Raw genomic sequence first — 23,677 nt, 5'->3', positions numbered from 1 at the left:
AGCGCGGCGCCCGGGCCTATCGGGCGCCAAAGTCGGTCAGTCGATGTATTCGAACAGTTTGACGATACGCTGCACGCCACTGACGCTCTGAACGAGGTTGGTTGCGCGGTTGCCTTCCTGGCGGGTAACCAGGCCCAGCAAATAGACAATGCCGTTTTCGGTGATCACCTTGATCCGCGAGCCCGGCACGCTGTTATCTGCGAGCATCTGGGTCTTGATCTTGGTGGTCAGCCAAGAGTCGTTGCTACGTGCCAGTGCAGAGGAGGGCTGCAGGATCTGCAGTTCATTGTGGACGCGCTTGACGCGCTGCACGCTGCCTGCAGCTCGTTCGGCCGTTTCCTTGAGTTCTGCGCGCGGAGTCTGTCCGGCCAGCAGTACGACGCCGTTGTAGCTCGCTACGACTATGTGCGAGCCCTGATCAAGGTCGGGATGGGCCTTGGCGATATTGACCGCAGCCTTTGTCTCGATCAGCGAGTCGTCGATCTTGCTGCCGATGGTGCGGGTGCCGCGGTTATCGGCAATTGGATCGTCGCGGGTTGCGGTCAGTACCGAACTACAGCCGCTGACGGCTAGACACAGGCCTAGGGCGATAACAGGCAGGCGGGGCACGTTCATTCCTCAGTTCCGAACAATTGGTTGTCGATCAGGTCGCACAAGCAGTGGATAGCCAGCAGGTGCACCTCCTGGATGCGGGCGGTCACCTTGGCTGGTACGCGGATTTCGACGTCTTCTGGCAGCAGCAGAGACGCCATGCCGCCGCCGTCCCGTCCAGTCAGTGCCACTACCAGCATCTCCCGGTCATGAGCTGCCTGGATGGCCTGGATCACGTTGGCGGAATTGCCGCTTGTAGAGATCGCTAGCAATACGTCGCCTGGCTGACCCAGGGCGCGGATCTGCTTGGAGAATACTTCGTTGTAGCTGTAATCGTTGGCGATCGAGGTGATCGTCGAGCTGTCGGTGGTCAGAGCGATGGCGGGAAGGCTCGGCCGCTCACGCTCAAAGCGGTTGAGCAGTTCGGAGGAGAAATGCTGCGCGTCGCCAGCGGAGCCGCCGTTGCCACAGGTAAGAATCTTGCCTTCGCTAAGAAGGGCATTGACCATCGCCTGGCCGGCCTGCTCGATGCTCGGGGCCAGGACTTCCATGGCCTGCTGCTTGGTTTCGATGCTGGCCTGGAACAGTTGGCGGATTCGGGTTTGCATGTCCATTGTGTTCGACCTTAAAGGTTGCAAGCGCCACCGGCTATCGCTTCGGTATGCGCTTGCGGTTCGCTAGGGCTGGGCGGCATCGTGCAGCAGTCGCTGCGTAATGAATCGTTCAGCTATCAAATGCGTTGCGGATCCAGTTCAGATTCTCGGTCTGCCCGGCTGATGTGATCGCAACGACGTCGAAGCGACAAGGGCTCCGGGCCCATCGGCTTTCCTTCTGCAGGAAGAGCTGGGCAGCCTTGATCAGCTTCTGCTGCTTGCGCGCATCGATGCTTTCAAGGGCGCCACCCCAGGCGGCGTAGCGCCTGTAGCGGACCTCGACGAATACTACTGTATCGCCGTCGAGCATGACCAGATCAAGCTCGCCGCTGCGACAGGACCAGTTGCGCGTCAGCAGGCGCAGGCCCTGATCGCACAGGTGACGCAACGCGAGTGCTTCGGCAAAGCGCCCGCTGCTCTGGCTGTCGCTCATTACTGCATGTTGTCCAGGCGCTGGACCTCGCCGTCGCGGAACTCGGCCCATGGAAGCTGACGCTCGATGCGCTGCTGCGGGTTCAGGCTGAGCGTGCCGGAGAGGCCATCGAGTTGAGTATCCGGAAGTGCCAGCAGTTGATTCAGCCGCGGCGCGAGAAGGTAGGCGTCCGCACCCATTGCGTACAGTCGACCCAGACTGCCGCCCGCCTGCGGCCATTTCTGCTCGACTTCCTGGCGCAATGGAAGTTGGTCGTTCAATAGCCAAGGGGTTTCTGCGAAACGAATGCCTTCGAGGTCGAGGTACTGGGTGCGATCGTGGCTGGCCGCATGCAGGTGAGAGGTGGCGTATACCGGAAGGTCGCCCGCATATTGGAAGATCAGGGTGGGTCGGACTTGCTGGGCCTGCTGCGGAGTGGCTGCCAAGAACAGGAAGTCGACGTCCTGCCGGCGAGTGGGCTGGTTGCTCGTCGAGGCGTCAGTGATGCTGCTGACCCGTCCGCCACGACTCTCGCTATTGCGCAGTTGCAGCAGATCGGCGATCTGGTTGGCGAGTTGCACGGGCTCGGCCAATGGCTCGGCTGCAACCAGTGTTCCGCCGGCTTCTTCCCAGCTCTGGCGGAAGGCATCCAGAATCCGCCCGCCCCAGTCTCCGCGAGGAGCCAGTGCGATGGCGCGGCGATGGCCGTCCGCCCATGCACGGCGGGCGACCTCGCGGGCTTCGTCCTCGGCAGCCAGGCCGAACTGGAACAGCTGGGGCGGGGTGCTCTGACCGGCGTCACTGTAGTTCAGGGCGAGTGTCGTGATCGGCAGTTGATCCCTCTCGGCCAGTTGGCGCACCAGATCCTTTTCCAGCGGGCCCACGACCAGCTGTACGCCGGCAGCCTGGGCTTGTCGGTAGAACTCGTCGATGGAGGTCATGCGGGTGCTGTCATAAAGCTCGATGCGCAGCGCCTGGCCGGATTGCTGCGCGTGCAGGTGTGCCGCGAGGAAGCCGTCACGCAGGGCGCGAGCGACGCTTGCCAGCTGGCCGTCCATGGGGAGCAGCAGTGCAATGTTGTTCAGGGGCTGATCGGCCAGCTCACGAAGTTTCTGCAGCGGCTCAGGGAGCTGTTCTGCGGCAGGGTGCTGGGGGTTTTGTGCAATCCAGTCGTCAATGGCGCGCTGTTGCTGGGCAACGGTGCCGGCGCGTTTCAGTGACAGCGCCAGCGACTGCCAGCCGGCGAGATCGTCATCTGCCGCGCCTTGCAGTTGCTGCTCGGGAAGTGCGGATATGAGTTTCCAGATGGCTTCGTGGTTGGTTCTGGCTTGCTCGCCACTCAGGAGTGGAGCAGTGAAAACCCGTTCGCGCGCAGCGGCGAGGGGCTTGTCGGTCGCCTCCAGCGCTTCCGCCCGCGCCAGCTGGCTACGAACCTGCTGCGCCACTGGTAGCTCGCCCAGGCGTTCAAACGCAGGGTGCTGCAGTGCTTGCTCGGCTTGTTCCGGTTTGCCATCGGCTAGTGCGATTTCGGCCTGCAGTGTCAATGCGAAGATCTGCTGCGCTGGTTTCAGTGTATCCAGCTGAACCTTTTCCAGAATGCTGCGAGCCTGGGCATGGTTGCCCTGTTGGATGCTCTGGTCGGCGGCGGCCAGGCGCAACTGCACGGCTTGTTCGGGGTCGCTTTGGTCGGCTTTCTCCAGCAGTTGCTGGGTGGAAGCCTGTGGTGTGCGAGGCAGTTCGCCCAATGTCGAAGAGGGAGAGCTGGCGCAAGCCGCGAGCATGATTGCGACGCACAGGAGTAGAAGGGGGCGTAAGCAAGCCATTGTTTGATCGTTCCTGAAAGCACTGGCGAGTGTTGGGGGATTGTACCCAAGCGCTGAAGTGGCGGCGATGTTGCGGCGGTGAATCGGGCTACAATGCGCATTTCCGTGACAGAGGTAAGCCCTTGTGACTGCCAGCGGTGGTGCGAATTCCGGAATGGGGACGCTTTATGTCGTCGCCACGCCGATCGGCAATCTGGAGGACATCAGTGCCCGAGCGCTGCGGGTGCTGCGAGAGGTGTCGCTGATAGCCGCGGAGGATACCCGTCACTCGTCTCGGTTGCTCGCGCACTTCGGTATTCAGACGCCGCTGGCAGCTTGCCACGAGCATAACGAGCGTGAAGAGGGGGGGCGATTCATCGGGCGGTTGCAAGGTGGAGAGAATGTCGCGCTGATCTCCGATGCGGGTACGCCGTTGATTTCCGATCCGGGATATCACCTGGTGCGCCAGGCGCGTGCCGCTGGGGTTGCAGTGGTGCCGGTGCCGGGTGCTTGTGCGCTGATCGCCGCACTGTCGGCGGCTGGGTTGCCCTCGGATCGATTCATCTTCGAAGGCTTTCTGCCTGCCAAGGCAGCTGCACGATGTGCACGGCTCGAAGCACTGAAAGAAGAGCCGCGTACGCTGATCTTCTACGAAGCTCCGCACCGCATACTGGAATCGCTTGGCGACTTTCGAGATGTGTTCGGTGGCGATCGAATTGCCGTGCTCGGCCGAGAGCTGACCAAGACGTTCGAAACGCTGAAAGGGCTGCCACTGAGCGAGTTGCACGCGTGGGTCGAGGCCGACAGCAATCAGCAGCGCGGCGAGTGCGTGGTGCTTGTAGAGGGTTGGCATGCTCCGCTAGACGAGAGCGCGGTGAGCGCAGAGGCGCTCCGGGTGCTCGATCTGCTGTTGGCAGAAATGCCGCTCAAGCGGGCGGCCGCAATCGCAGCCGATATTACCGGTGTGCGTAAGAATCTGTTGTACCAGGCGGCGCTGGAACGCAAATAGGAGCTGGGTCTGGGCCTCGTGCCACTTGGTGAGCTTGCAGGCAGCGCGTTGCGGCGATACTCTGGTGCCTGGAGAGTCGATCGGACAGTCGCTGTCTCTTTTTGTTCCGCAAAAAGGGAGGGAGGAAAGTCCGGGCTCCATAGGGCGAAGTGCCAGGTAACGCCTGGGAGGCGCGAGCCTACGGAAAGTGCCGCAGAAAATAACCGCCTAAGCACTTCGGTGCCGGTAAGGGTGAAAAGGTGCGGTAAGAGCGCACCGCGCGGCTGGCAACAGTCCGTGGCTAGGTAAACCCCACTTGGAGCAAGACCAAATAGGGATCCATCGGCGTGGCCCGCGCTGGATCCGGGTAGGTTGCTAGAGGCAGTCAGCGATGGCTGTCGTAGAGGAATGGCTGTCCTCGACAGAACCCGGCTTACAGATCGACTCTCCTCCTTTCTTCCTTCGTAATGCCCCGTTTTTAATTCCGAAACATTCTTGCTCTTAACAAAGTACTTTAACTTTGTTGAGCAACTCGCTGTTGTCTCTGAAGGTGCTTCCAGTCCTCTGCGCATTCTCCGCTCGAATTACCTCTCAACGTCGCTAAATTGCCGCTCCGTAAGGCTTTTTCCCGTCTGGCTCGCCTTGACGGTGGGGCGGCTGCGTTTCTATAGTGCACACAAGTGGTAGGAAGTGGCAGAAAGTGGGTAAATATGGGCATGGATAGCTAATTCAGGGGAAGCGCAGCCGTGTTTCGCGGAGCTAACGCCATCAGTCTCGACGCCAAAGGCCGGCTAGCCATGCCCAGCCGGTATCGCGACGAGCTGAATTCCCGTGGCGACGGCCAGCTGATCATCACGATCGACGCCGTGGACCGTTGTTTGTGCATTTACCCCCTGCCCGAGTGGGAGCTGATCGAAGCCAAGCTCCGCGAATTGCCCTCCTTGCGTGAAGAGGCCCGCCGCCTGCAACGCCTGCTGATTGGTAATGCTGTCGATCTGGAGATGGATGGCAGTGGGCGCGTCGTGGTGCCGCCGCGTCTTCGTGAGTACGCCCGGCTGGACAAGCGCGCGATGTTGGTAGGGCAACTGAACAAGTTTCAACTATGGAACGAGGACGACTGGAACGCGGTTTCTGACGCGGACCTAGCGGCCATCAAGCAACCCGGCGGTCTGCCGGAAGAACTACGTGACCTAATCCTGTGAACCAGATCAGCAGCTTGCGACATATCACCGTGTTGCTCGACGAAGCCGTCGCGGCGCTGAGCGTGCGCCCGGACGGACGCTATCTGGATGGCACCTTTGGGCGGGGTGGTCACAGCCGGCTATTGCTTCAGCAGCTTGGGCCTGATGGCCTATTGCTAGGATTCGACAAGGATCCGTTAGCCATCGCTACGGGGCAAGCACTGGCGGCCGAGGACGGCCGCTTTGTCGTTGTGCAGAGAAGTTTTGCCGAACTTGGCGAAGAGGTGGCGCAGCGCGGCTGGAGCGGAACCGTCAGTGGCGTTTTGCTGGATCTGGGCGTTTCGTCACCGCAGCTGGACGACCCCGAGCGCGGCTTCAGTTTTCTTAACGACGGTCCTCTGGACATGCGCATGGATCCTAGCCGAGGCGTCAGTGCGGCCGATTGGATAGCGCACGCCGACGAAGATGAGATCGCCCGGGTGTTCAAGGATTATGGCGAAGAGCGCTTCGCCAAGCGCATGGCTCGTGCGGTGGTGCAGCGCCGCGAAGCGGCGCCTTTCGAGCGTACCGCCGACCTCGCCAAGGTCCTGACTGAGGCCAACCCCGCTTGGGAGAAGGGCAAGAATCCGGCGACTCGTGCGTTTCAGGGACTGCGCATCTACATCAACAATGAGCTTGGCGACCTGGAGCATGGCCTTGATGCAGCCCTGGAGGCACTGGAAGTGGGCGGCCGGCTGGTGGTCATCAGCTTTCATTCGCTGGAAGATCGCATCGTCAAACAGTTCATGCGCCGCCACGCCAAGGGCGAGGCGGACAAGCTGCCGCGCGACCTGCCCATCATTCCAAAGGCATTCGAGCCGCGCCTTAAGCTGGTCGGCAAGCCGCAGTACGCGTCCGATGCGGAGGTCAAGGGCAACCCGCGTTCGCGCAGTGCGGTAATGCGCGTGGCGGAGAAGCTGCGGTGACCAAGGTAATGCGCTCCATGCCCAGCGGCAGCCTGTTGATGCTGGTGCTGTTCGTCAGCGTCCTGCTGTCGGCGATCGCAGTTGCCTACTCGGCGCATTGGAATCGTCAGTTGCTCAACGAGCTCTACGGTGAGCTTAGCGTCCGTGACAAGGCCCAGGCCGAGTGGGGGCGGTTGATCCTCGAGCAGAGCACCTGGACTGCGCACAGCCGCATCGAGACGCTGGCGACCGAGCAATTGCACATGCATATCCCCGAAGCGGCAGACGTCAGGCTGGTGAAGCCATGACCCTTCAAGGTGCGCTGTATCCGTGGCGGTTTCGTATCGTGCTCACGCTGCTGGCGCTGCTGGTCGGTGCGATTGTCTGGCGCATCGTCGATCTTCAGGTGATGGACCAGGGCTTCCTCAAGGGTCAGGGTGATGCGCGCAGCGTTCGGCATATCCCGATTCCTGCGCATCGTGGTCTGATCACGGATCGCAACGGCGAGCCGCTTGCGGTGAGCACGCCGGTTACCACGTTGTGGGGCAATCCCAAAGAGCTGCAGGCAGCAAAGTCGCGTTGGCCGGACTTGGCCAAGGCGCTGGGTCAGGATGCTGCCACGCTGAGCGAGCGTCTTAGGTCGCAGGCGTCGCGCGAGTTCATCTATCTGGTGCGCGGACTTACCCCGGAGCAGGGGCAGGAAGTCCTCGATCTGAAGATCCCCGGCGTTTATGCGCAAGAAGAGTTCCGTCGGTTCTATCCGGCTGGCGAAGTGGCTGCCCATGTGGTCGGCTTCACCGATATCGATGATCGTGGCCGTGAGGGCATGGAACTCGCGTATGACGAGTGGCTGGCTGGTGTGCCAGGCAAGCGTCAGGTGCTCAAGGATCGTCGCGGGCGGTTGATCAAGGACGTTCAGGTCGTAAAGAACGCCAAGGCTGGCAAGGCGATGGCATTGTCGATCGATCTGCGCCTGCAGTACCTCGCGCACAGCGAGCTGCGCAACGTCGTGCAGGAATACGGTGCCAAAGCCGCCAGCCTGGTGATGGTCGACGTCAAGACCGGCGAGATCCTCGCCATGGCCAACCAGCCTACCTATAACCCGAACAATCGGCGCAATCTGCAGCCCGCGGCAATGCGCAATCGCGCCATGATCGACGTCTTCGAGCCCGGTTCCACCGTCAAACCTTTCAGCATCGCGGCGGCGCTGGGTACCGGTAAATATCAGCCGGATTCGGTCGTCAATACCTTGCCCGGGTGGATGCGTATCGGCCGCTACACGATTCGTGATGTCTCCCGTGGCGGCATGCTGACGCTGACCGGGATTCTGATGAAGTCGAGCAACGTCGGCATCAGCAAGATCGCCCTGGATATCGGCGCCGAGCCAGTATACGCGGTGATGCAACAGGCCGGTTTCGGCCAGGATACCGGGCTGGGTTTCCCCGGCGAGCGCGTCGGCAATCTGCCCAATCATCGCAAGTGGCGAGACGCTGAGACGGCTTCGCTTGCCTACGGCTATGGCCTGTCGGTGACCGCCGTACAGTTGGCGCATGCGTATGCCGTGCTGGGTAACCAGGGCAGCAACGTGCCTCTCTCTCTGTTGCGTCTGGATCGCACCCAGGACGGCGTGCAGGTCATTGACAAAGAGATTTCCGGCATTGTTCTGCAGATGTTGCGCGCGGTCGTGGAAGAGGAGGGTGGCGGCGGCGCTCGTGCCAAGGTGCCGGGCTATCACGTCGGCGGCAAGAGCGGTACCGCGAAGAAGATTTCCGGCACCGGCGGCTACACCAAAGACGCCTATCGCTCGTTCTTCGCCGGGGTTGCGCCGCTTTCCAATCCGCGCATCGCTGCGGTGATCGTTGTGGACGAGCCGAGCAAAGGACAGTACTACGGCGGACTGGTCGCGGCACCGGTGTTCGGCAAGGTCATGGCGCGCGCCCTGCGGCTGATGAACGTCGCACCGGACAATCTGCCGCCGCCTGCCGAGCTGCAGACCGCCGAAACGGCAAAGGGCAAGGGAGGGCGTATCTGATGCCGATGCCATTGAATCACCTGCTGCCTCAGGCCGGCAGCGACGTGCTGATCCGTGAGCTGACACTCGACAGTCGCAAGGTTCGCGGCGGAGACCTGTTCCTCGCTGTACCGGGTCTGCAGTTCGATGGTCGCGATCACATACAGGATGCCGTCGCCCGTGGCGCGGCCGCGGTCGCTTATGAGGCAGAAGGCCTCGACCAGTCACTGACCGGCAACGCAGTCATGGTTCCGGTGCTGCATCTGGCAGAACAGCTGTCGGCGATTGCCGGCCGCTTCTACGGCGAGCCCAGCCGCAGCCTGCGTGTGGTCGGTGTGACCGGAACCAACGGCAAGACCAGTGTCAGCCAGCTGATTGCCCAGGCGCTCGATCGGCTCGGCGAACCCTGCGGAATCATCGGCACGCTTGGCACTGGATTCCACGGACAGCTGGAACTGGGACGCCATACCACGCCAGACGCCATCGGCGTGCAGGCGACACTGGCGAACCTCAAACAAGAGGGTGCTCGCGCGGTAGCGATGGAAGTGTCCTCGCATGGTCTCGATCAGGGGCGCGTCGCGGCCCTGGATTTCGATGTCGCCGTGTTCACCAATCTGTCGCGTGACCACCTCGATTACCACGGCAGCATGGATGCTTACGGTGCTGCCAAGGCGCGCCTGTTCGAGGTGCCCGGGCTGAGCTGTCGGGTAATCAACCTCGACGATGCCTTTGGCCGCGTGCTGGCCGGCGAGGAGCGCGAGTCGCGCCTGATCACTTACAGCCTGGAAGACCCCGCGGCCTACCTGTTCTGCGCTGAAGCGCGTCTCGACGACGACGGCATTCATGCTCGGCTGATCACGCCGCAGGGCGAGCGCTCGTTGCGCAGTCCGCTGCTCGGGCGTTTCAACGTCAGCAATGTATTGGCCGCCGTCGGCGCCCTGCTTGGCATGGACTATCCGCTGGACGAAATCCTGGCCGTGCTGCCTGAACTGCAAGGCCCCGCCGGCCGCATGCAGCGGCTGGGTGGCGGCGACCATCCGCTGATCGTGGTCGACTACGCACACACCCCCGATGCGCTGGAGAAAGTCCTCACCGCGCTGCGTCCACACGCGCGCGGCAGGCTGCTTTGTCTGTTCGGTTGCGGCGGTGATCGTGATACCGGCAAGCGCCCGCTGATGGCTGAAGTCGCGGAGCGGCTGGCCGACGGCGTCGTGGTCACCGATGACAATCCGCGCAATGAGGCGCCGGAACAGATTCTCGAGGGTATTCGTTCGGGGTTCAGCAATCCTGCGGCGGTCACTTTCAGCCATGGCCGCGCGCAGGCAATCGCCAGTCTGATCGCGGCCGCGCGAGCGGAAGATGTGGTCGTGCTGGCCGGCAAAGGTCACGAGGACTATCAGGAAGTTCGCGGCGAACGCTTGCCGTTCTCCGATCTCGAGGAAGCCTGCAGGGCGCTGTCCGTCTGGGAGAAGGCCAATGCTTGAGTCGATGCGCCTGAGCGAATTGCAGCTACCGCTGTCTGGCCGCCTGGTCGGAGCGGATGCCAGCTTCACTGCCGTCAGCACAGACAGCCGGGCCATCGAACCTGGCCAGCTGTTCATTGCGCTTACCGGGCCACGCTTCGATGGTCATGCCTATCTGGCGGACGTCGCCGCCAAAGGCGCCGTTGCAGCACTGGTCGAGCGTGAAGTTGCAGATGCAGGCCTGCCGCAGCTTGTCGTTGCCGATACCCGGTTGGCGCTTGGGCAGCTCGGCGCGCTCAATCGCGCCGCATTCAACGGTCCGGTCGCAGCGATCACCGGCTCCAGCGGCAAGACCAGCGTGAAGGAAATGCTCGCCAGCATTCTACGCAGCGCCCATGGCCAGAACGCCGTACTGGCCACTCGCGGCAACCTCAACAATGACTTGGGTGCGCCACTGACGCTGTTGGAGTTGAGCACCAGTCATCGCAGCGCCGTCATCGAACTCGGCGCTTCGCGGCCCGGCGATATTGCCTACACCGTCGATCTGGTGCGCCCGGATGTCAGCGTAATTACCAATGCGGGCACCGCCCACGTCGGAGAGTTCGGTGGCCCGGACAGGATCGTCGAGGCCAAGGGTGAGATTCTCGATGGCCTGAACGCATCCGGCACCGCCGTGCTCAACCGTGACGACAAGGCCTATTCGATCTGGGCCGAGCGCGCTGCGGGCAAACGCATCGTATCGTTCGGCCTGGATGACCCCCTTGTGGATTTCTCCGCCGGTTCGATCGCCTACGACCAGCGCGGTTGCCCCAATTTCGTGCTGACCGGCCCGCTGGGCAATCTCCGTATCCAGCTCAATCTGCTGGGCCGGCATAACGTGGCCAACGCCTTGGCGGCAGCCGCGGCAGCCTATGCGCTGGGTATCGGGGCCGAGGCCGTAGTGGCGGGGCTGGAAAGCCTACAACCGGTCAAAGGCCGAGCCGTGGCGCAAATGCTGGCCAACGGTGTGCGCCTGATCGACGACAGCTACAACGCCAATCCGGCATCGATCTGCGCCGCCATCGACGTGCTGGCCAGCTTTGCCGGTCGCACCATCCTTGTGCTTGGCGATATGGGCGAGCTGGGCGAGTGGGCCGAGCAGGGCCATCGTGACGTCGGCGCCTATGCCGCTGGCAAGATCGACACGCTTTATGCCGTCGGGCCTCTGATGGCCCACGCAATTCAGGCATTCGGTCCAGGCGCTCGGCACTTCGCTGACCAGGCCAGCCTTATCGACAGCCTGCGAGCCGAACAGGGCAGCGGTACCACCATTCTGATCAAGGGCTCACGCAGCGCGGCGATGGACAAAGTCGTCGATGTGCTCGCTGGGCCATCCATGGAGAAACACTGATGCTGCTGCTGCTCGCCGAGTATCTGCAACAGTTCCACAAAGGCTTCGCGGTCTTTCAGTACCTGTCGCTGCGTGGAATTCTCGGCGTCCTCACCGCGCTGGTGCTGTCGCTGTGGATGGGCCCTTGGCTGATCCGTACGTTGCAGATGCGCCAGATTGGCCAGTCCGTGCGTACCGACGGTCCGCAGTCGCACCTGTCCAAATCCGGCACGCCGACCATGGGTGGTGCGCTGATCCTCAGCGCCATCAGCATCAGCACCTTGCTCTGGGCCGATCTGTCCAATCGCTACGTCTGGGTGGTGCTGGCGGTGACCTTGCTGTTCGGCGCGATCGGCTGGGTCGATGACTATCGCAAGGTGATCGAGAAGAACTCCCGCGGCTTGCCAAGCCGTTGGAAGTATTTCTGGCAATCGGTCTTTGGCCTCGGCGCCGCGGTCTTCCTTTATATGACTGCGCAGACACCGGTCGAAACCACGCTGATTCTGCCGCTGCTGAAGCACATCGAGATCCCACTCGGGATTGGTTTTGTCGTGTTGAGCTACTTCGTCATCGTCGGCTCGAGCAACGCAGTCAACCTGACCGACGGCCTCGACGGTCTGGCGATCATGCCAACGGTCATGGTCGGCGGCGGTCTGGGCATCTTCTGCTACCTCTCCGGTAACGTGAATTTTGCCGAGTACCTGCTCATTCCTTACGTGCCGGGTGCGGGCGAGCTGATCGTCTTCTGCGGCGCGCTGATCGGTGCCGGCCTCGGCTTTCTCTGGTTCAACACCTATCCGGCTCAGGTGTTCATGGGCGATGTCGGCGCGCTGGCGCTCGGCGCGGCGCTGGGCACCATCGCCGTGATCGTTCGCCAGGAAGTGGTGCTGTTCATCATGGGCGGCGTGTTCGTGATGGAAACCCTCTCGGTGATGATCCAGGTGGCGAGCTTCAAGCTGACTGGCAAGCGCGTGTTTCGCATGGCGCCGATCCATCACCATTTCGAACTCAAGGGCTGGCCCGAACCCCGGGTGATCGTGCGCTTCTGGATCATCACTGTGATCCTGGTGCTCGTCGGCCTTGCCACCCTGAAACTGAGGTAATCAAGAGTGCTCATCGCTTCCGACCAGTTCCGCATCGTTGTCGGCCTCGGCAAGAGCGGCATGTCCCTGGTTCGCCATCTGGCGCGCCGGGGGCTGCCGTTTGCCGTCGCTGATACCCGTGTGAACCCGCCGGAGTTGGCGACGCTCAAGGCCGAGTATCCAGACGTGCAAGTGCGCTGTGGCGAGCTGGACGTCGAGTTTCTCTGCACCGCCAGCGAGCTGCTGGTAAGCCCGGGTCTGGCGATCAGTACGCCGGCGCTGCAGGAAGCGGCGGCGCGTGGGGTCAAGCTGTCCGGTGATATCGAGCTGTTCGCCCGGGAAGCCAAGGCGCCGATCATTGCGATCACCGGCTCCAACGCCAAGAGCACCGTGACCACGCTGGTCGGCGAGATGGCCGTGGCGGCAGGGCGCACCGTGGCGGTTGGTGGCAACCTGGGCACGCCGGCGCTCGATCTGCTGGCAGACGACGTCGAGCTTTATGTGCTGGAGCTGTCCAGCTTTCAGCTGGAGACCACCGAGCAGCTCAATGCCGAAGTGGCGACCTGCCTGAATATCAGCGAAGACCATATGGACCGCTACAGCGGCCTGCCAGCCTACCATCAGGCCAAACACCGAATTTTCCGCGGCGCGCGTCAGGTGGTGGTCAATCGCGATGACCGGCTCAGCCGTCCGCTGGTCGCGGATGACCTGCCGACTTGGACCTTTGGCCTCGGCAAGCCGGACTTCAAGGGCTTTGGGCTGTTCGAGGAAAAAGGCGAGAAGTACTTGGCGTTCCAGTTCGATTCGCTGATGCCGGTTCGCGAGCTGAAGATGCGTGGTGCGCACAATCAGTCCAATGCTCTGGCAGCGCTGGCGCTGGGGCACGCGGTGGGTCTGCCGTTCGAGCCGATGCTGGAGACGTTGCGCCAGTTCGTCGGTTTGCCGCATCGCTGCCAGTGGGTTGGCCAGCGTGGCGACGTCAGCTATTACGACGATTCCAAGGCCACCAATGTCGGTGCCGCGCTGGCCGCGATCGAAGGACTGGGTGCGGATATCGACGGCAAGCTGGTGCTGATCGCCGGTGGCGATGGCAAGGGCGCAGACTTCTCCGCGCTGCGCGCGCCGATTGCACGCTATTGCCGTGCCGTGGTGCTGCTCGGTCGTGATGCGCAACGCCTTGCGGATGCGCTGGCCGATGCCACCACCCTGGTTCATGTCGCAACACTGGGCGAAGCCGTGCAGCGCGCCGCCGAGTGTGCCGAAGCGGGCGATGCGGTATTGCTGTCGCCGGCCTGTGCCAGTCTGGACATGTTCAAGAATTTCGAAGAGCGCGGTCGCCTGTTCGCCGCTGCGGTGGAGGCGCTCGACTGATGCTCGCCTTCCTGCGCCATGCTCCTTCGCCCTTGTTCGGCCGCCGCGGTCTGGATCTTGACTTCCCCATGCTCGCCGGTTGTCTGGCTTTGCTTGGCCTGGGTCTGGTGATGATCACTTCGGCGTCGTCCGAAGTCGCGGCGGTCAATGCCGGCAATCCGCTGTATCACATGAGTCGCCATCTGGTTTATGTGGCGCTGGGCCTCGGCGCGGGAATTGCGATGCTGCTGGTACCGCTGTCGGTCTGGCAACGCCTGGACTGGATGCTGCTGCTGGCGGCGTTCGGCCTGCTGATCCTTGTCCTGCTGCCGGGAATCGGCCGGGAAGTGAACGGTTCGATGCGCTGGATCGGTTTCGGCGCCTTCAACGTGCAGCCGTCCGAGCTGGCGAAAGTCTTCGTGGTGATCTACCTGGCCGGCTATCTGGTGCGCCGGCAAGAGGAAGTTCGCGAAAGCATGTGGGGCTTTGCCAAACCCTTCCTGGTCTTGCTGCCCATGGCGTTCCTGCTGCTGCTGGAGCCCGATTTCGGTGCGACCGTGGTCATGATGGGCGCCGCAGTGGCGATGTTGTTCCTCGGTGGTGTTGGCATGATCCGCTTCAGTCTGCTGGTGATCGCCGCGGTGGGTGCCGTGGTGGTGTTGGTGCAGACCCAGGAATACCGCCTCCAGCGCCTGATCACTTTCACCGACCCTTGGGCTGATCAGTACGGCGCCGGCTACCAGCTGACCCAGGCGCTGATCGCCTTCGGCCGCGGGGAGTGGTTCGGCGTCGGCCTGGGTAATAGCGTGCAAAAGCAGTTCTACCTGCCCGAAGCGCATACCGACTTCGTATTCTCCGTACTGGCCGAAGAGCTGGGCATGGTCGGCGCACTGGTGACCATCGCGCTGTTTGCCTTCGTCGGTGTTCGCGCACTGTATATCGGTCTGTGGGCAGAGAAGGCCCGGCAGTTCTTCGCGGCGTATGTGGCCTGGGGGATGGCGTTCCTCTGGCTGGGACAGTTCCTGATCAACGTGGGAGTAAACGTAGGTCTGCTGCCAACCAAGGGCCTGACGCTGCCGTTCCTCAGTTATGGCGGCAGCTCGCTGGTGGTGACCTGCGCAAGCATGGCGCTGCTGCTGCGCATCGAATGGGAAAGCCGAACCGTGCTGGGCAGCGAGGACACCGAGTTCGACGAGGCCGATTTCGCCGAGCCGCCGGCCAAGGAGGTCGCCCATGGCCGCTAATGTACTGATCATGGCCGGCGGCACCGGTGGCCACGTTTTCCCGGCGCTCGCCTGTGCTCGTGAGTTCCAGGCCCGCGGCTACTCCGTGCACTGGCTCGGCACGCCGCGCGGTATCGAGAACGAGCTGGTACCCGCCGCTGGCCTGCCGCTGCATCTGATCCAGGTCAGCGGATTGCGCGGCAAGGGCATCGTTTCGCTGATCAAGGCTCCGCTGCAGTTGATTCGCTCGCTTTTCCAGGCGCGTCGCATCGTGCGCGAGCTGCAACCGGTCTGCGTGCTGGGGATGGGCGGCTACGTTACCGGTCCGGGCGGACTGGCTGCCAAGCTGGCCGGGGTGCCCCTGGTGATTCACGAACAGAACGCCGTCGCTGGGACCGCCAATCGTAGCCTCGCGCCGCTTTCCAGCCGCGTCTGCGAAGCCTTCCCGGAAACCTTCAAGGCCAGCGCCAAGCGCCGCACCACCGGCAATCCGGTGCGTGAGGAGCTGTTCCTTGAGACGCCCCGCGATGCCCTTGCGCATCGTCGCCCGCGCCTCCTGGTACTGGGCGGCAGTCTCGGTGCCGAACCGCTGAACAAACTGCTGCCCGCCGCGCTCGCCCAGGTACCGGCGGATGTGCGGCCGCAGGTGTTTCATCAGGCCGGCAAGCAGCACGCCGATATCACCACGCAGCGTTATGCCGAGGTCGGAGTCGAGGCGGAAGTCGCGCCCTTCATCAAGGACATGGCGCGGGCCTACGCCTGGGCCGATCTGGTCATCTGTCGTGCCGGAGCGCTCACCGTTTGCGAGCTGGCCGCAGCTGGGTTGCCATCTTTTCTGGTGCCGCTGCCCCATGCGATCGACGACCACCAGACACGCAATGCCGAATATCTGGCGAAGGAGGGCGCTGCCGTCCTTCTGCCGCAAGCCAAGACTGATGCGGCCGTGCTTGCCGCTCAGCTGACCGAGGTAATGATGCAGCCGGAAAAACTCAAGGCCATGGGCGCCATCGCGCGCCGTCTGGCCCGGCCCGACGCCACCCGCAGCGTGGTCGATATCTGTCTGGAGGTGGCCCGTGGCTAAATCTCCCGCCGCGGTAAAAGCCGAAGTCCGCCGTATGCGGCGCATTCGTCGCATTCACTTCGTCGGTATCGGCGGGGTCGGCATGTGCGGCATCGCCGAGGTGCTGCTCAATCTCGGCTACGAGGTGTCGGGCTCGGACCTCAAGGAGTCCGCCAGTACCGATCGCCTGCAGAGCTTCGGTGCGCAGATTTTCATCGGTCATCAGGCCGGCAATGTTGCCGGCGCCGACGTGCTGGTGGTGTCCAGCGCGGTCAATTCGGCCAACCCGGAAGTCGCCCTGGCGCTCGAACAACGTATTCCAGTGGTTCCACGTGCCGAGATGCTTGCCGAGCTGATGCGCTACCGGCACGGTATTGCTGTCGCCGGCACCCATGGCAAGACCACTACTACCAGTCTGCTGGCTTCGGTTTTTGCCGCCGGCGGGCTCGATCCGACTTTCGTCATCGGTGGCCGACTCACTGCGGCCGGTACCAACGCGCAGCTCGGCAGCAGCCGTTATCTGATCGCCGAGGCCGACGAAAGCGATGCCAGCTTCCTGCACCTGCAGCCGATGGTCGCGGTGGTCACCAATATCGATGCCGACCACATGAGCACCTATGGCGGCGACTTCGGCAAGCTGAAGAAAACCTTCGTCGAGTTCCTGCACAACCTGCCGTTCTACGGTCTGGCAGTGCTCTGCGTCGACGACCCGTTCGTTCGCGAGATCATTCCGCAGATCGGCCGGCCGATCACGACCTACGGTTTCAGCGATGACGCCGACGTGCGCGCCACCAATGTCCGTCAGGAAGGCATGCGTACCTTCTTCACGGTGCTGCGCGATGGCTGTGAGCCGCTGGATGTGTCAGTGAACATGCCGGGCAACCACAACGTGCTGAACGCCCTGGCCACCATCGCCATTGCTACCGATGAAGGTATCGACGACGAAGCCATCGTCCAGGGCCTCGCGGAGTTCGCAGGCGTCGGCCGCCGCTTTCAGGTCTATGGCGATCTACCGGTCGAGGACGGCAGCGTGATGCTGGTCGACGACTACGGTCATCACCCGCGCGAAGTCGCCGCAGTGATCAAGGCAGTCCGCGGTGGCTGGCCGGAGCGGCGCCTGGTCATGGTCTATCAGCCCCATCGCTACAGCCGCACCCGCGACCTCTACGACGACTTCGTGCAGGTGCTCGGCGAGTCCAACGTGTTGCTGCTGATGGAAGTCTATCCGGCCGGCGAAGAGCCGATACCCGGCGCCGACAGCCGCCAGTTGTGCCACAGCATCCGCCAGCGCGGCCAGCTGGACCCGATCTACGTCGAGCGTGGCGTCGACCTCGCTCCGTTGGTCAAGCCGCTGCTGCGTGCCGGCGACATTCTGCTTTGCCAAGGAGCCGGTGACATCGGTGGCCTGGCGCCGCAACTGCTCAAGAGTCCGCTGTTCGGTGGCGATGGCGCCGCGAGGAAATCCAAATGACGACCCTGCATTCGACTCGCGACCCCAAGGCGTTTGGTCGTGTCGCCGTGCTCTTCGGTGGCAAGAGTGCCGAACGCGAAGTGTCCCTGAAATCCGGCGCGGCGGTCCTCGCCGCGTTGCAGGAGGCCGGTGTGGATGCGTTCGGCATCGATGCCGGCGATGACCTGCTGCAACGCCTGAGCAACGAGCGCATCGATCGTGCCTTCATCGTCCTGCATGGTCGTGGTGGCGAAGACGGCAGCATGCAGGGACTATTGGAATGCGCCGGTATCCCTTACACCGGCAGCGGCATTCTGGCTTCGGCCCTGGCCATGGACAAACTGCGCACCAAGCAGGTGTGGCAGAGCCTTGGCTTGCCGACGCCGCAGCATGCCGTGCTGGCTACGGAGGCCGATTGCAAGGCTGCAGCGGAAACCCTGGGTTTTCCGCTGATCGTCAAACCGGCCCACGAAGGCTCTAGCATCGGCATGGCCAAGGTCGGCGGGCTCACCGAGCTGATCGAAGCCTGGCGTGCCGCCAGCAGCTATGACTCGCAAGTACTCGTCGAGCAGTGGATACAAGGCCCGGAATTCACCGTGGCGGTGCTGCACGGCCAGGTACTGCCACCGATTGGCCTGGGCACGCCGCACACCTTCTACGACTACGACGCCAAGTACCTGGCTTCCGATACCCAGTACCGCATTCCCTGTGGCCTCGACGCGGTGCGCGAACAGGAACTGAAGACGCTGTCGGCACGTGCCTGCGAAGCGGTGGGTATCCGCGGCTGGGCCCGGGTTGACGTGATGCAGGACGGTAACGGCGATTTCTGGCTGCTTGAAGTGAACACCGTGCCGGGAATGACCGATCACAGCCTGGTGCCCATGGCGGCGCGTGCTGCCGGTCTGGATTTCCAGCAACTGGTCCTGAGCATTCTCGATGACAGCCTCGAGGCGGGGAGCTAGCCATGATCGCCACGCTGCGCCATTCGCAACCCGGAAGCGGCCGCGCCTCGCGCAAGCCCGCGCAACGGGGAGCGAGCCGCCTGGTGCAACCGCAGCCGCTGTCGCAGCGCCTGCCGAAGCCGAGCCTCGCCGGGCTGAAGCGTTTCGTCTGGCCGGTGCTACTGGTCGGGTTGGCGGTCGGGCTTTACGAGCTGGGCGAGCGGCTGCTGCCCTATGCCGATCGGCCGATCGCCAAGGTCAGTGTGCAGGGCGAACTGGGCTATGTGAGTCGCGAGGCGGTCCAGCAGCGTATAGCGCCTTTCGTCGAGCAGAGCTTCTTCAAGGTTGATCTGAACGGCATGCGCCACCAACTGGAACAGATGCCGTGGATCGCCCATGTCGAAGTCCGCCGCGTCTGGCCGGACCAGGTGATGGTGCGGCTGGATGAGCAATTGCCGATTGCCCGCTGGGGGGGTGAAGCATTGCTTAACAATAAAGGGCAGGCTTTCTCGCCGGATGACCTGACCCGATATGAACACTTGCCACATTTATATGGTCCGAAGCGGGCCCAACAGCGTGTCATGCAGCAATACCAGATACTCAGCCAGATGCTGCGCCCGCTGGGATTCTCCATTTCCCGTCTGGAGCTGCGCGAGCGTGGAAGCTGGTTCCTGACCACCAACCAGGGCGTCGAGTTGCTGCTGGGGCGGGACCAGGTTGTAGAAAAAATGCGTCGCTTCACCGCCATCTATCAAAAGGCGCTGGAGCAGGAAAGCGAGAAGATCGCACGGATCGATCTGCGCTATGCGAACGGCCTGGCCGTCGCCTGGCATGAGCCGGTCCCGACTGTGACGGATACGACCGTCGCTGCGAAGAATTGAGGAATGAAACACATGTCGAGCGTGCAAAGCGGCAAGATGATCGTCGGCCTGGACATCGGCACCTCCAAGGTGGTGGCGCTGGTAGGTGAGGTGACCGCCGATGGTGAGCTGGAAATCGTGGGAATCGGTACCCATCCTTCGCGCGGGTTGAAGAAGGGCGTGGTGGTCAATATCGAATCCACCGTGCAGTCGGTTCAGCGCGCTATAGAAGAAGCTCAGCTGATGGCTGGCTGCCGCATCCATTCGGCCTTCGTCGGCCTGGCGGGCAACCACATTCGCAGCCTGAACTCCCATGGCATCGTTGCGATCCGCGACCGTGAAGTCAGCGCCGCGGACCTGGAGCGGGTACTTGACGCCGCCCAGGCTGTGGCAATCCCGGCGGACCAGCGCGTGCTGCACACGCTGCCGCAGGATTACGTGATCGACAACCAGGAAGGTGTGCGCGAACCGCTGGGCATGTCCGGCGTGCGCCTCGAGGCCAAGGTCCATGTGGTCACCTGCGCGGTGAATGCGGCGCAGAATGTCGAGAAGTGCGTGCGTCGCTGCGGCCTGGAAGTGGATGACATCATCCTGGAGCAACTGGCCTCTGCACACGCGGTACTGACCGACGATGAAAAGGAGCTGGGCGTCTGCCTGGTGGACATCGGCGGCGGCACCACCGACATCTGCATTTTCACCGAAGGCGCGATTCGTCATACCGCGGTCATCCCGATCGCCGGCGATCAGGTCACCAACGACATCGCCATGGCATTACGCACGCCGACCCAGTATGCCGAAGAGATCAAGATTCGTTATGCTTGCGCGTTGGCCAAGCTGGCCGGTGCAGGCGAGACCATCAAGGTTCCCAGCGTCGGCGATCGTCCACCGCGCGAACTCTCGCGGCAGGCTCTGGCAGAGGTGGTCGAGCCGCGCTATGACGAGCTGTTCACCCTGATCCAGGCCGAGCTGCGTCGTAGCGGATACGAGGATCTGATCCCGGCCGGGATCGTTCTCACAGGCGGTACAGCGAAGATGGAAGGAGCCGTCGACCTGGCCGAGGAAATCTTTCACATGCCGGTGCGCCTGGGCGTGCCGCATAGCGTCAAGGGACTGAGCGACGTAGTACGCAACCCCATCTATTCAACGGGCGTGGGCCTGTTGCTGTACGGACTGCAAAAGCAGGCCGACGGCATTCCCGTGTCTGGCATCGGCAGTTTCGCCGACGAACCAAAGACGTCTGTTCTGGACCGGCTCAAGGGCTGGATCCAGGGCAATTTTTAAGCAGTGCGCTGTAACAACCAAAACTAGAAAGCTGGAAGGAGAGAGGGAAATGTTCGAACTCGTAGATCATACCCCGCAAAGTGCAGTCATCAAGGTCATCGGTGTCGGTGGCGGTGGCGGCAATGCCGTGAACCACATGGTTCGCAATAACGTCGAAGGCGTCGAATTCATCTGCGCCAACACTGACGCCCAGGCGCTGAAGAAAGTTGAAGCACGCACCGTGCTGCAGCTCGGCTCGGCCATCACCAAAGGTCTGGGTGCCGGTACCAATCCGGACATCGGTCGCCAGGCGGCGATGGAAGATCGTGAGCGCATCGCCGAAGTACTGGAAGGTGCGGACATGGTGTTCATCACCACCGGCATGGGCGGCGGCACCGGTACCGGCGCTGCGCCGATCATCGCTTCGGTAGCCAAGGAAATGGGCATCCTTACCGTCGCCGTGGTCACCCGTCCGTTCCCCTTCGAGGGCCGTCGTCGCATGCAGGTGGCCGACGAAGGTATCCGTGCGCTGTCCGATTGCGTCGATTCGCTGATCACTATCCCCAACGAGAAGTTGCTGACCATCCTCGGCAAGGACGCCAGCCTGCTGGCCGCTTTCGCCAAGGCTGATGACGTACTGGCCGGTGCGGTCCGTGGCATCTCCGACATCATGCAGCGTCCGGGCCTGATGAACGTCGACTTCGCCGACGTCAAGACCGTTATGGGCGAGATGGGTATGGCGATGATGGGCACTGGTTGCGCCACCGGCCCGAACCGTGCTCGCGAAGCCACCGAGGCTGCCATTCGCAACCCGCTGCTGGAAGACGTCAACCTGCAGGGCGCACGTGGCATTCTGGTCAACATCACTGCTGGTCTGGACCTTTCGCTCGGCGAGTACGCTGCCGTGGGCGAAATCATCGAGGCCTTCGCGTCCGATGAGGCCACCGTCAAGGTTGGCGCCGTGATCGATCCGGACATGGCCGACGAGCTGCATGTCACCGTGGTCGCTACCGGGCTCGGTCCGCGCAATGAAAAGCCGGTCAAGGTCGTCGACAACACCGTGCAGACCTCTGTTGCCGCTTCCGCCGCTCCGGCACCGCGTCAGCATGAGCAGGTCGCGGTCAATTATCGTGACCTGGAGCGTCCGACCGTGATGCGTAATCAGGCGCATGCAGCTGCCACCGCAGCCAAGCTGAATCCGCAGGAAGATCTGGATTATCTGGACATTCCCGCGTTTCTGCGTCGTCAGGCCGATTGATTGAATTTATCAGGAGTATCGTTGTGATTGGTGTTCAGCAAAGTTGGCTTCTGCTATTATCGCCGCCAATTGTTGAAAACTATTCGCAACTAGCGCTAAAGCGAAGCAAAAGGCCATGATCAGACAACGCACCCTGAAGAACATCATTCGCGCCACCGGCGTCGGCTTGCATTCGGGAGAGAAGGTTTATCTCACCCTGAAACCGGCACCGGTGGATACCGGAATCGTGTTCTGTCGCACCGACCTCAACCCGCCTGTGGAGATTCCTGCGCGGGCCGAGAACGTTGGCGAAACCACCATGTCCACGACATTGGTCAACGGTGACGTCAAGGTCGACACAGTGGAGCATTTGCTGTCGGCAATGGCTGGCCTGGGGATCGACAACGCCTACGTCGAACTTTCAGCGTCGGAAGTGCCGATCATGGATGGTAGCGCTGGACCTTTCGTATTCCTGATTCAATCCGCCGGCCTGCAGGAGCAGGACGCCCACAAGAAGTTCATCCGCATCAAGCGTGAAGTGACAGTCGAGGAAGGTGACAAGCGCGCTACCTTCCTGCCTTTCGACGGCTTCAAGGTGAGTTTCGAGATCGATTTCGACCATCCGGTTTTCAAAGGCCGCACCCAGACTGCCAGTGTGGATTTCTCGAGCACTTCCTTCGTCAAGGAAGTCAGCCGTGCACGTACCTTCGGGTTCATGCGCGACATCGAGTTCCTGCGCTCGCACAACCTGGCGCTTGGCGGCAGCGTTGAGAACGCAATCGTGGTGGACGAAACCAGTGTGCTCAACGAAGACGGCCTGCGTTACGAGGACGAATTCGTGAAGCACAAGATTCTCGATGCCATTGGTGATCTGTACTTGCTGGGCACCAGTCTGATCGGCGAATTCCGCGGCTATAAATCCGGCCACGCGTTGAACAACCGTTTGCTGCGCACCCTGATGGAACAAAAGGATGCGTGGGAGCTGGTGACCTTCGATGACCCGCAGACCGCACCGATCTCCTACATGCGTCCGGTGGCAGCCGGCTAAGCTGTACCTCTCTTCCTATATTCAAGGCCACCCTAGGGTGGCCTTTTTTTAGGTTCGCTGAACGCTGGTGGAAACGTCGTATCGACGGATTCAGCGAGGCGCCGCTGGCGCGTGCTGGGCTAGTTCATGCCGTCCAGCAAGCCAGCCAGGTCGTCGGCATGCTCTTCCTCCTGGGCGAGGATGTCCTCGAAGATGCGGCGGGTGGTCGGATCCTTGTCGCCGATGTACTGGACGATTTCCCGATAACTGTCGATGGCGATGCGTTCGGCCACCAGGTTCTCGAAAACCATGTCGCGTAGGCCGTTGCCTTCGGCGTACTGCGCGTGGGCGCGTTCCGTCAGGCCGTCCGGGTTGAAGTCCGGTGCGCCACCCAGTTGTACGATGCGCTCGGCCAGCCGATCGGCGTGTTCCTGTTCCTCATTGGCATGCTCGAGAAACTCGTCCGCGGCGGCGCTGGATTTCAGCCCTGTGGCCATGTAGTAGTGGCGCTTGTAGCGCAGATAGCAAACCAGTTCGGTCGCCAGCGCTTCGTTCAGCAGGTTGATCACGACTTCTCGATCGGCCGAGTAACTCTCGGTGACGGCTCCATTCTCGACATGTTGACGAGCCCGCTCGCGCAGGCTCTGTTTATCGCTCAGTTGTACGTAGCTCATTGCCATCTCCTGGTCTGGTTCACCGCGGACGCGGTGATTCACGGTTCCCAGTTTGAGAACAGGATGCTGGCGAAAAGTTTAGCGGTGGGGCTCGTCCGG

Annotated in this window: 22 protein-coding genes and 1 other RNA gene; 18 read left to right on the top strand and 5 right to left on the bottom strand. The window is 62.3% G+C overall.

Annotated features, from left to right (window positions below):
- Positions 1–36: 36 nt before the first annotated feature.
- From IEG05_RS14980 to IEG05_RS14965, 4 genes are all read right to left on the bottom strand, one after another.
- Positions 37–615, bottom strand: a complete 579-nt coding sequence (locus tag IEG05_RS14980; RefSeq protein ID WP_014821351.1) for a BON domain-containing protein — start codon at positions 613–615, stop codon at positions 37–39.
- Positions 612–1,205: a phosphoheptose isomerase gene (locus IEG05_RS14975; RefSeq protein WP_191122332.1), complete on the bottom strand. Its 594-nt coding sequence runs from the start codon at positions 1,203–1,205 to the stop codon at positions 612–614. The genes IEG05_RS14980 and IEG05_RS14975 overlap by 4 nt, the downstream gene beginning before the upstream one ends.
- 109 nt (positions 1,206–1,314) lie before the next feature.
- Complete coding sequence (locus IEG05_RS14970) at positions 1,315–1,677, bottom strand: YraN family protein (RefSeq protein WP_191122331.1); 363 nt, start codon at positions 1,675–1,677, stop codon at positions 1,315–1,317.
- Positions 1,677–3,479: a penicillin-binding protein activator gene (locus IEG05_RS14965; RefSeq protein ID WP_191122330.1), complete on the bottom strand. Its 1,803-nt coding sequence runs from the start codon at positions 3,477–3,479 to the stop codon at positions 1,677–1,679. The genes IEG05_RS14970 and IEG05_RS14965 overlap by 1 nt, the downstream gene beginning before the upstream one ends.
- A 124-nt stretch (positions 3,480–3,603) precedes the next feature.
- Here IEG05_RS14965 and rsmI point away from each other — a divergent pair, with 124 nt between their 5' ends.
- The 18 genes from rsmI (at position 3,604) to lpxC (ending at position 22,925) form a co-directional block, all read left to right on the top strand.
- Positions 3,604–4,467: a 16S rRNA (cytidine(1402)-2'-O)-methyltransferase gene (gene rsmI, locus IEG05_RS14960; protein ID WP_312724231.1), complete on the top strand. Its 864-nt coding sequence runs from the start codon at positions 3,604–3,606 to the stop codon at positions 4,465–4,467.
- A 72-nt stretch (positions 4,468–4,539) separates the two neighbouring features.
- An RNA gene (gene rnpB / locus IEG05_RS14955) (RNase P RNA component class A) lies at positions 4,540–4,898 on the top strand.
- Between the two features lie 294 nt (positions 4,899–5,192).
- Positions 5,193–5,648 carry a division/cell wall cluster transcriptional repressor MraZ gene (gene mraZ / locus IEG05_RS14950; protein WP_003302783.1) on the top strand — a complete coding sequence of 152 codons (456 nt, stop codon included), beginning with the start codon at positions 5,193–5,195 and terminating at the stop codon, positions 5,646–5,648.
- Positions 5,645–6,592 carry a 16S rRNA (cytosine(1402)-N(4))-methyltransferase RsmH gene (rsmH, locus tag IEG05_RS14945; RefSeq protein WP_191122328.1) on the top strand — a complete coding sequence of 316 codons (948 nt, stop codon included), beginning with the start codon at positions 5,645–5,647 and terminating at the stop codon, positions 6,590–6,592. Before mraZ ends, rsmH begins: the two co-directional genes overlap by 4 nt.
- Before the next feature lie 8 nt (positions 6,593–6,600).
- Positions 6,601–6,879 carry a cell division protein FtsL gene (ftsL, locus tag IEG05_RS14940; RefSeq protein ID WP_218857949.1) on the top strand — a complete coding sequence of 93 codons (279 nt, stop codon included), beginning with the start codon at positions 6,601–6,603 and terminating at the stop codon, positions 6,877–6,879.
- A complete protein-coding gene (locus IEG05_RS14935; RefSeq protein ID WP_191122327.1) occupies positions 6,876–8,603 on the top strand; it encodes a peptidoglycan D,D-transpeptidase FtsI family protein in 1,728 nt (575 codons plus the stop codon). Before ftsL ends, IEG05_RS14935 begins: the two co-directional genes overlap by 4 nt.
- Positions 8,603–10,066, top strand: coding sequence for a UDP-N-acetylmuramoyl-L-alanyl-D-glutamate--2,6-diaminopimelate ligase (locus IEG05_RS14930; protein ID WP_191122326.1), 1,464 nt, complete (start codon positions 8,603–8,605; stop codon positions 10,064–10,066). The genes IEG05_RS14935 and IEG05_RS14930 overlap by 1 nt, the downstream gene beginning before the upstream one ends.
- Positions 10,059–11,435, top strand: a complete 1,377-nt coding sequence (locus IEG05_RS14925) for a UDP-N-acetylmuramoyl-tripeptide--D-alanyl-D-alanine ligase (protein WP_191122325.1) — start codon at positions 10,059–10,061, stop codon at positions 11,433–11,435. Before IEG05_RS14930 ends, IEG05_RS14925 begins: the two co-directional genes overlap by 8 nt.
- Complete coding sequence (gene mraY, locus IEG05_RS14920; protein ID WP_023444292.1) at positions 11,435–12,517, top strand: phospho-N-acetylmuramoyl-pentapeptide-transferase; 1,083 nt, start codon at positions 11,435–11,437, stop codon at positions 12,515–12,517. Before IEG05_RS14925 ends, mraY begins: the two co-directional genes overlap by 1 nt.
- A 6-nt stretch (positions 12,518–12,523) precedes the next feature.
- On the top strand, positions 12,524–13,867 hold the full coding sequence (murD, locus tag IEG05_RS14915) for a UDP-N-acetylmuramoyl-L-alanine--D-glutamate ligase (protein ID WP_191122324.1): 1,344 nt from the start codon (positions 12,524–12,526) through the stop codon (positions 13,865–13,867).
- Positions 13,867–15,090, top strand: a complete 1,224-nt coding sequence (gene ftsW, locus IEG05_RS14910; RefSeq protein ID WP_125897766.1) for a putative lipid II flippase FtsW — start codon at positions 13,867–13,869, stop codon at positions 15,088–15,090. The genes murD and ftsW overlap by 1 nt, the downstream gene beginning before the upstream one ends.
- On the top strand, positions 15,080–16,150 hold the full coding sequence (gene murG, locus IEG05_RS14905) for an undecaprenyldiphospho-muramoylpentapeptide beta-N-acetylglucosaminyltransferase (RefSeq protein WP_045666674.1): 1,071 nt from the start codon (positions 15,080–15,082) through the stop codon (positions 16,148–16,150). The genes ftsW and murG overlap by 11 nt, the downstream gene beginning before the upstream one ends.
- On the top strand, positions 16,143–17,600 hold the full coding sequence (gene murC / locus IEG05_RS14900) for a UDP-N-acetylmuramate--L-alanine ligase (RefSeq protein WP_191122323.1): 1,458 nt from the start codon (positions 16,143–16,145) through the stop codon (positions 17,598–17,600). Before murG ends, murC begins: the two co-directional genes overlap by 8 nt.
- On the top strand, positions 17,597–18,541 hold the full coding sequence (locus IEG05_RS14895) for a D-alanine--D-alanine ligase (protein ID WP_014821336.1): 945 nt from the start codon (positions 17,597–17,599) through the stop codon (positions 18,539–18,541). The genes murC and IEG05_RS14895 overlap by 4 nt, the downstream gene beginning before the upstream one ends.
- A 2-nt stretch (positions 18,542–18,543) precedes the next feature.
- Positions 18,544–19,401 (top strand): cell division protein FtsQ/DivIB, encoded by an 858-nt coding sequence (locus tag IEG05_RS14890; RefSeq protein WP_191122322.1) that lies wholly within the window; start codon positions 18,544–18,546, stop codon positions 19,399–19,401.
- 12 nt (positions 19,402–19,413) lie between these two features.
- Positions 19,414–20,661 (top strand): cell division protein FtsA, encoded by a 1,248-nt coding sequence (gene ftsA, locus IEG05_RS14885; RefSeq protein ID WP_041014813.1) that lies wholly within the window; start codon positions 19,414–19,416, stop codon positions 20,659–20,661.
- Between the two features lie 49 nt (positions 20,662–20,710).
- Positions 20,711–21,898, top strand: a complete 1,188-nt coding sequence (gene ftsZ, locus IEG05_RS14880; RefSeq protein WP_125897763.1) for a cell division protein FtsZ — start codon at positions 20,711–20,713, stop codon at positions 21,896–21,898.
- Positions 21,899–22,013: 115 nt separating this feature from the next.
- Positions 22,014–22,925, top strand: a complete 912-nt coding sequence (gene lpxC, locus IEG05_RS14875; RefSeq protein ID WP_003302766.1) for a UDP-3-O-acyl-N-acetylglucosamine deacetylase — start codon at positions 22,014–22,016, stop codon at positions 22,923–22,925.
- A gap of 119 nt (positions 22,926–23,044) precedes the next feature.
- Here the strand turns inward: lpxC and IEG05_RS14870 are convergent, their stop codons facing one another.
- The gene (locus IEG05_RS14870) at positions 23,045–23,578 is read right to left on the bottom strand and encodes a ferritin-like domain-containing protein (RefSeq protein ID WP_014821332.1); all 534 of its coding nucleotides are present in this window, start codon (positions 23,576–23,578) and stop codon (positions 23,045–23,047) included.
- Positions 23,579–23,677: the final 99 nt, after the last annotated feature.

This window comes from Stutzerimonas kunmingensis, from assembly GCF_014764705.1.
GTDB lineage: Bacteria > Pseudomonadota > Gammaproteobacteria > Pseudomonadales > Pseudomonadaceae > Stutzerimonas.
This window is presented reverse-complemented; position numbering and strand designations above follow the sequence as displayed.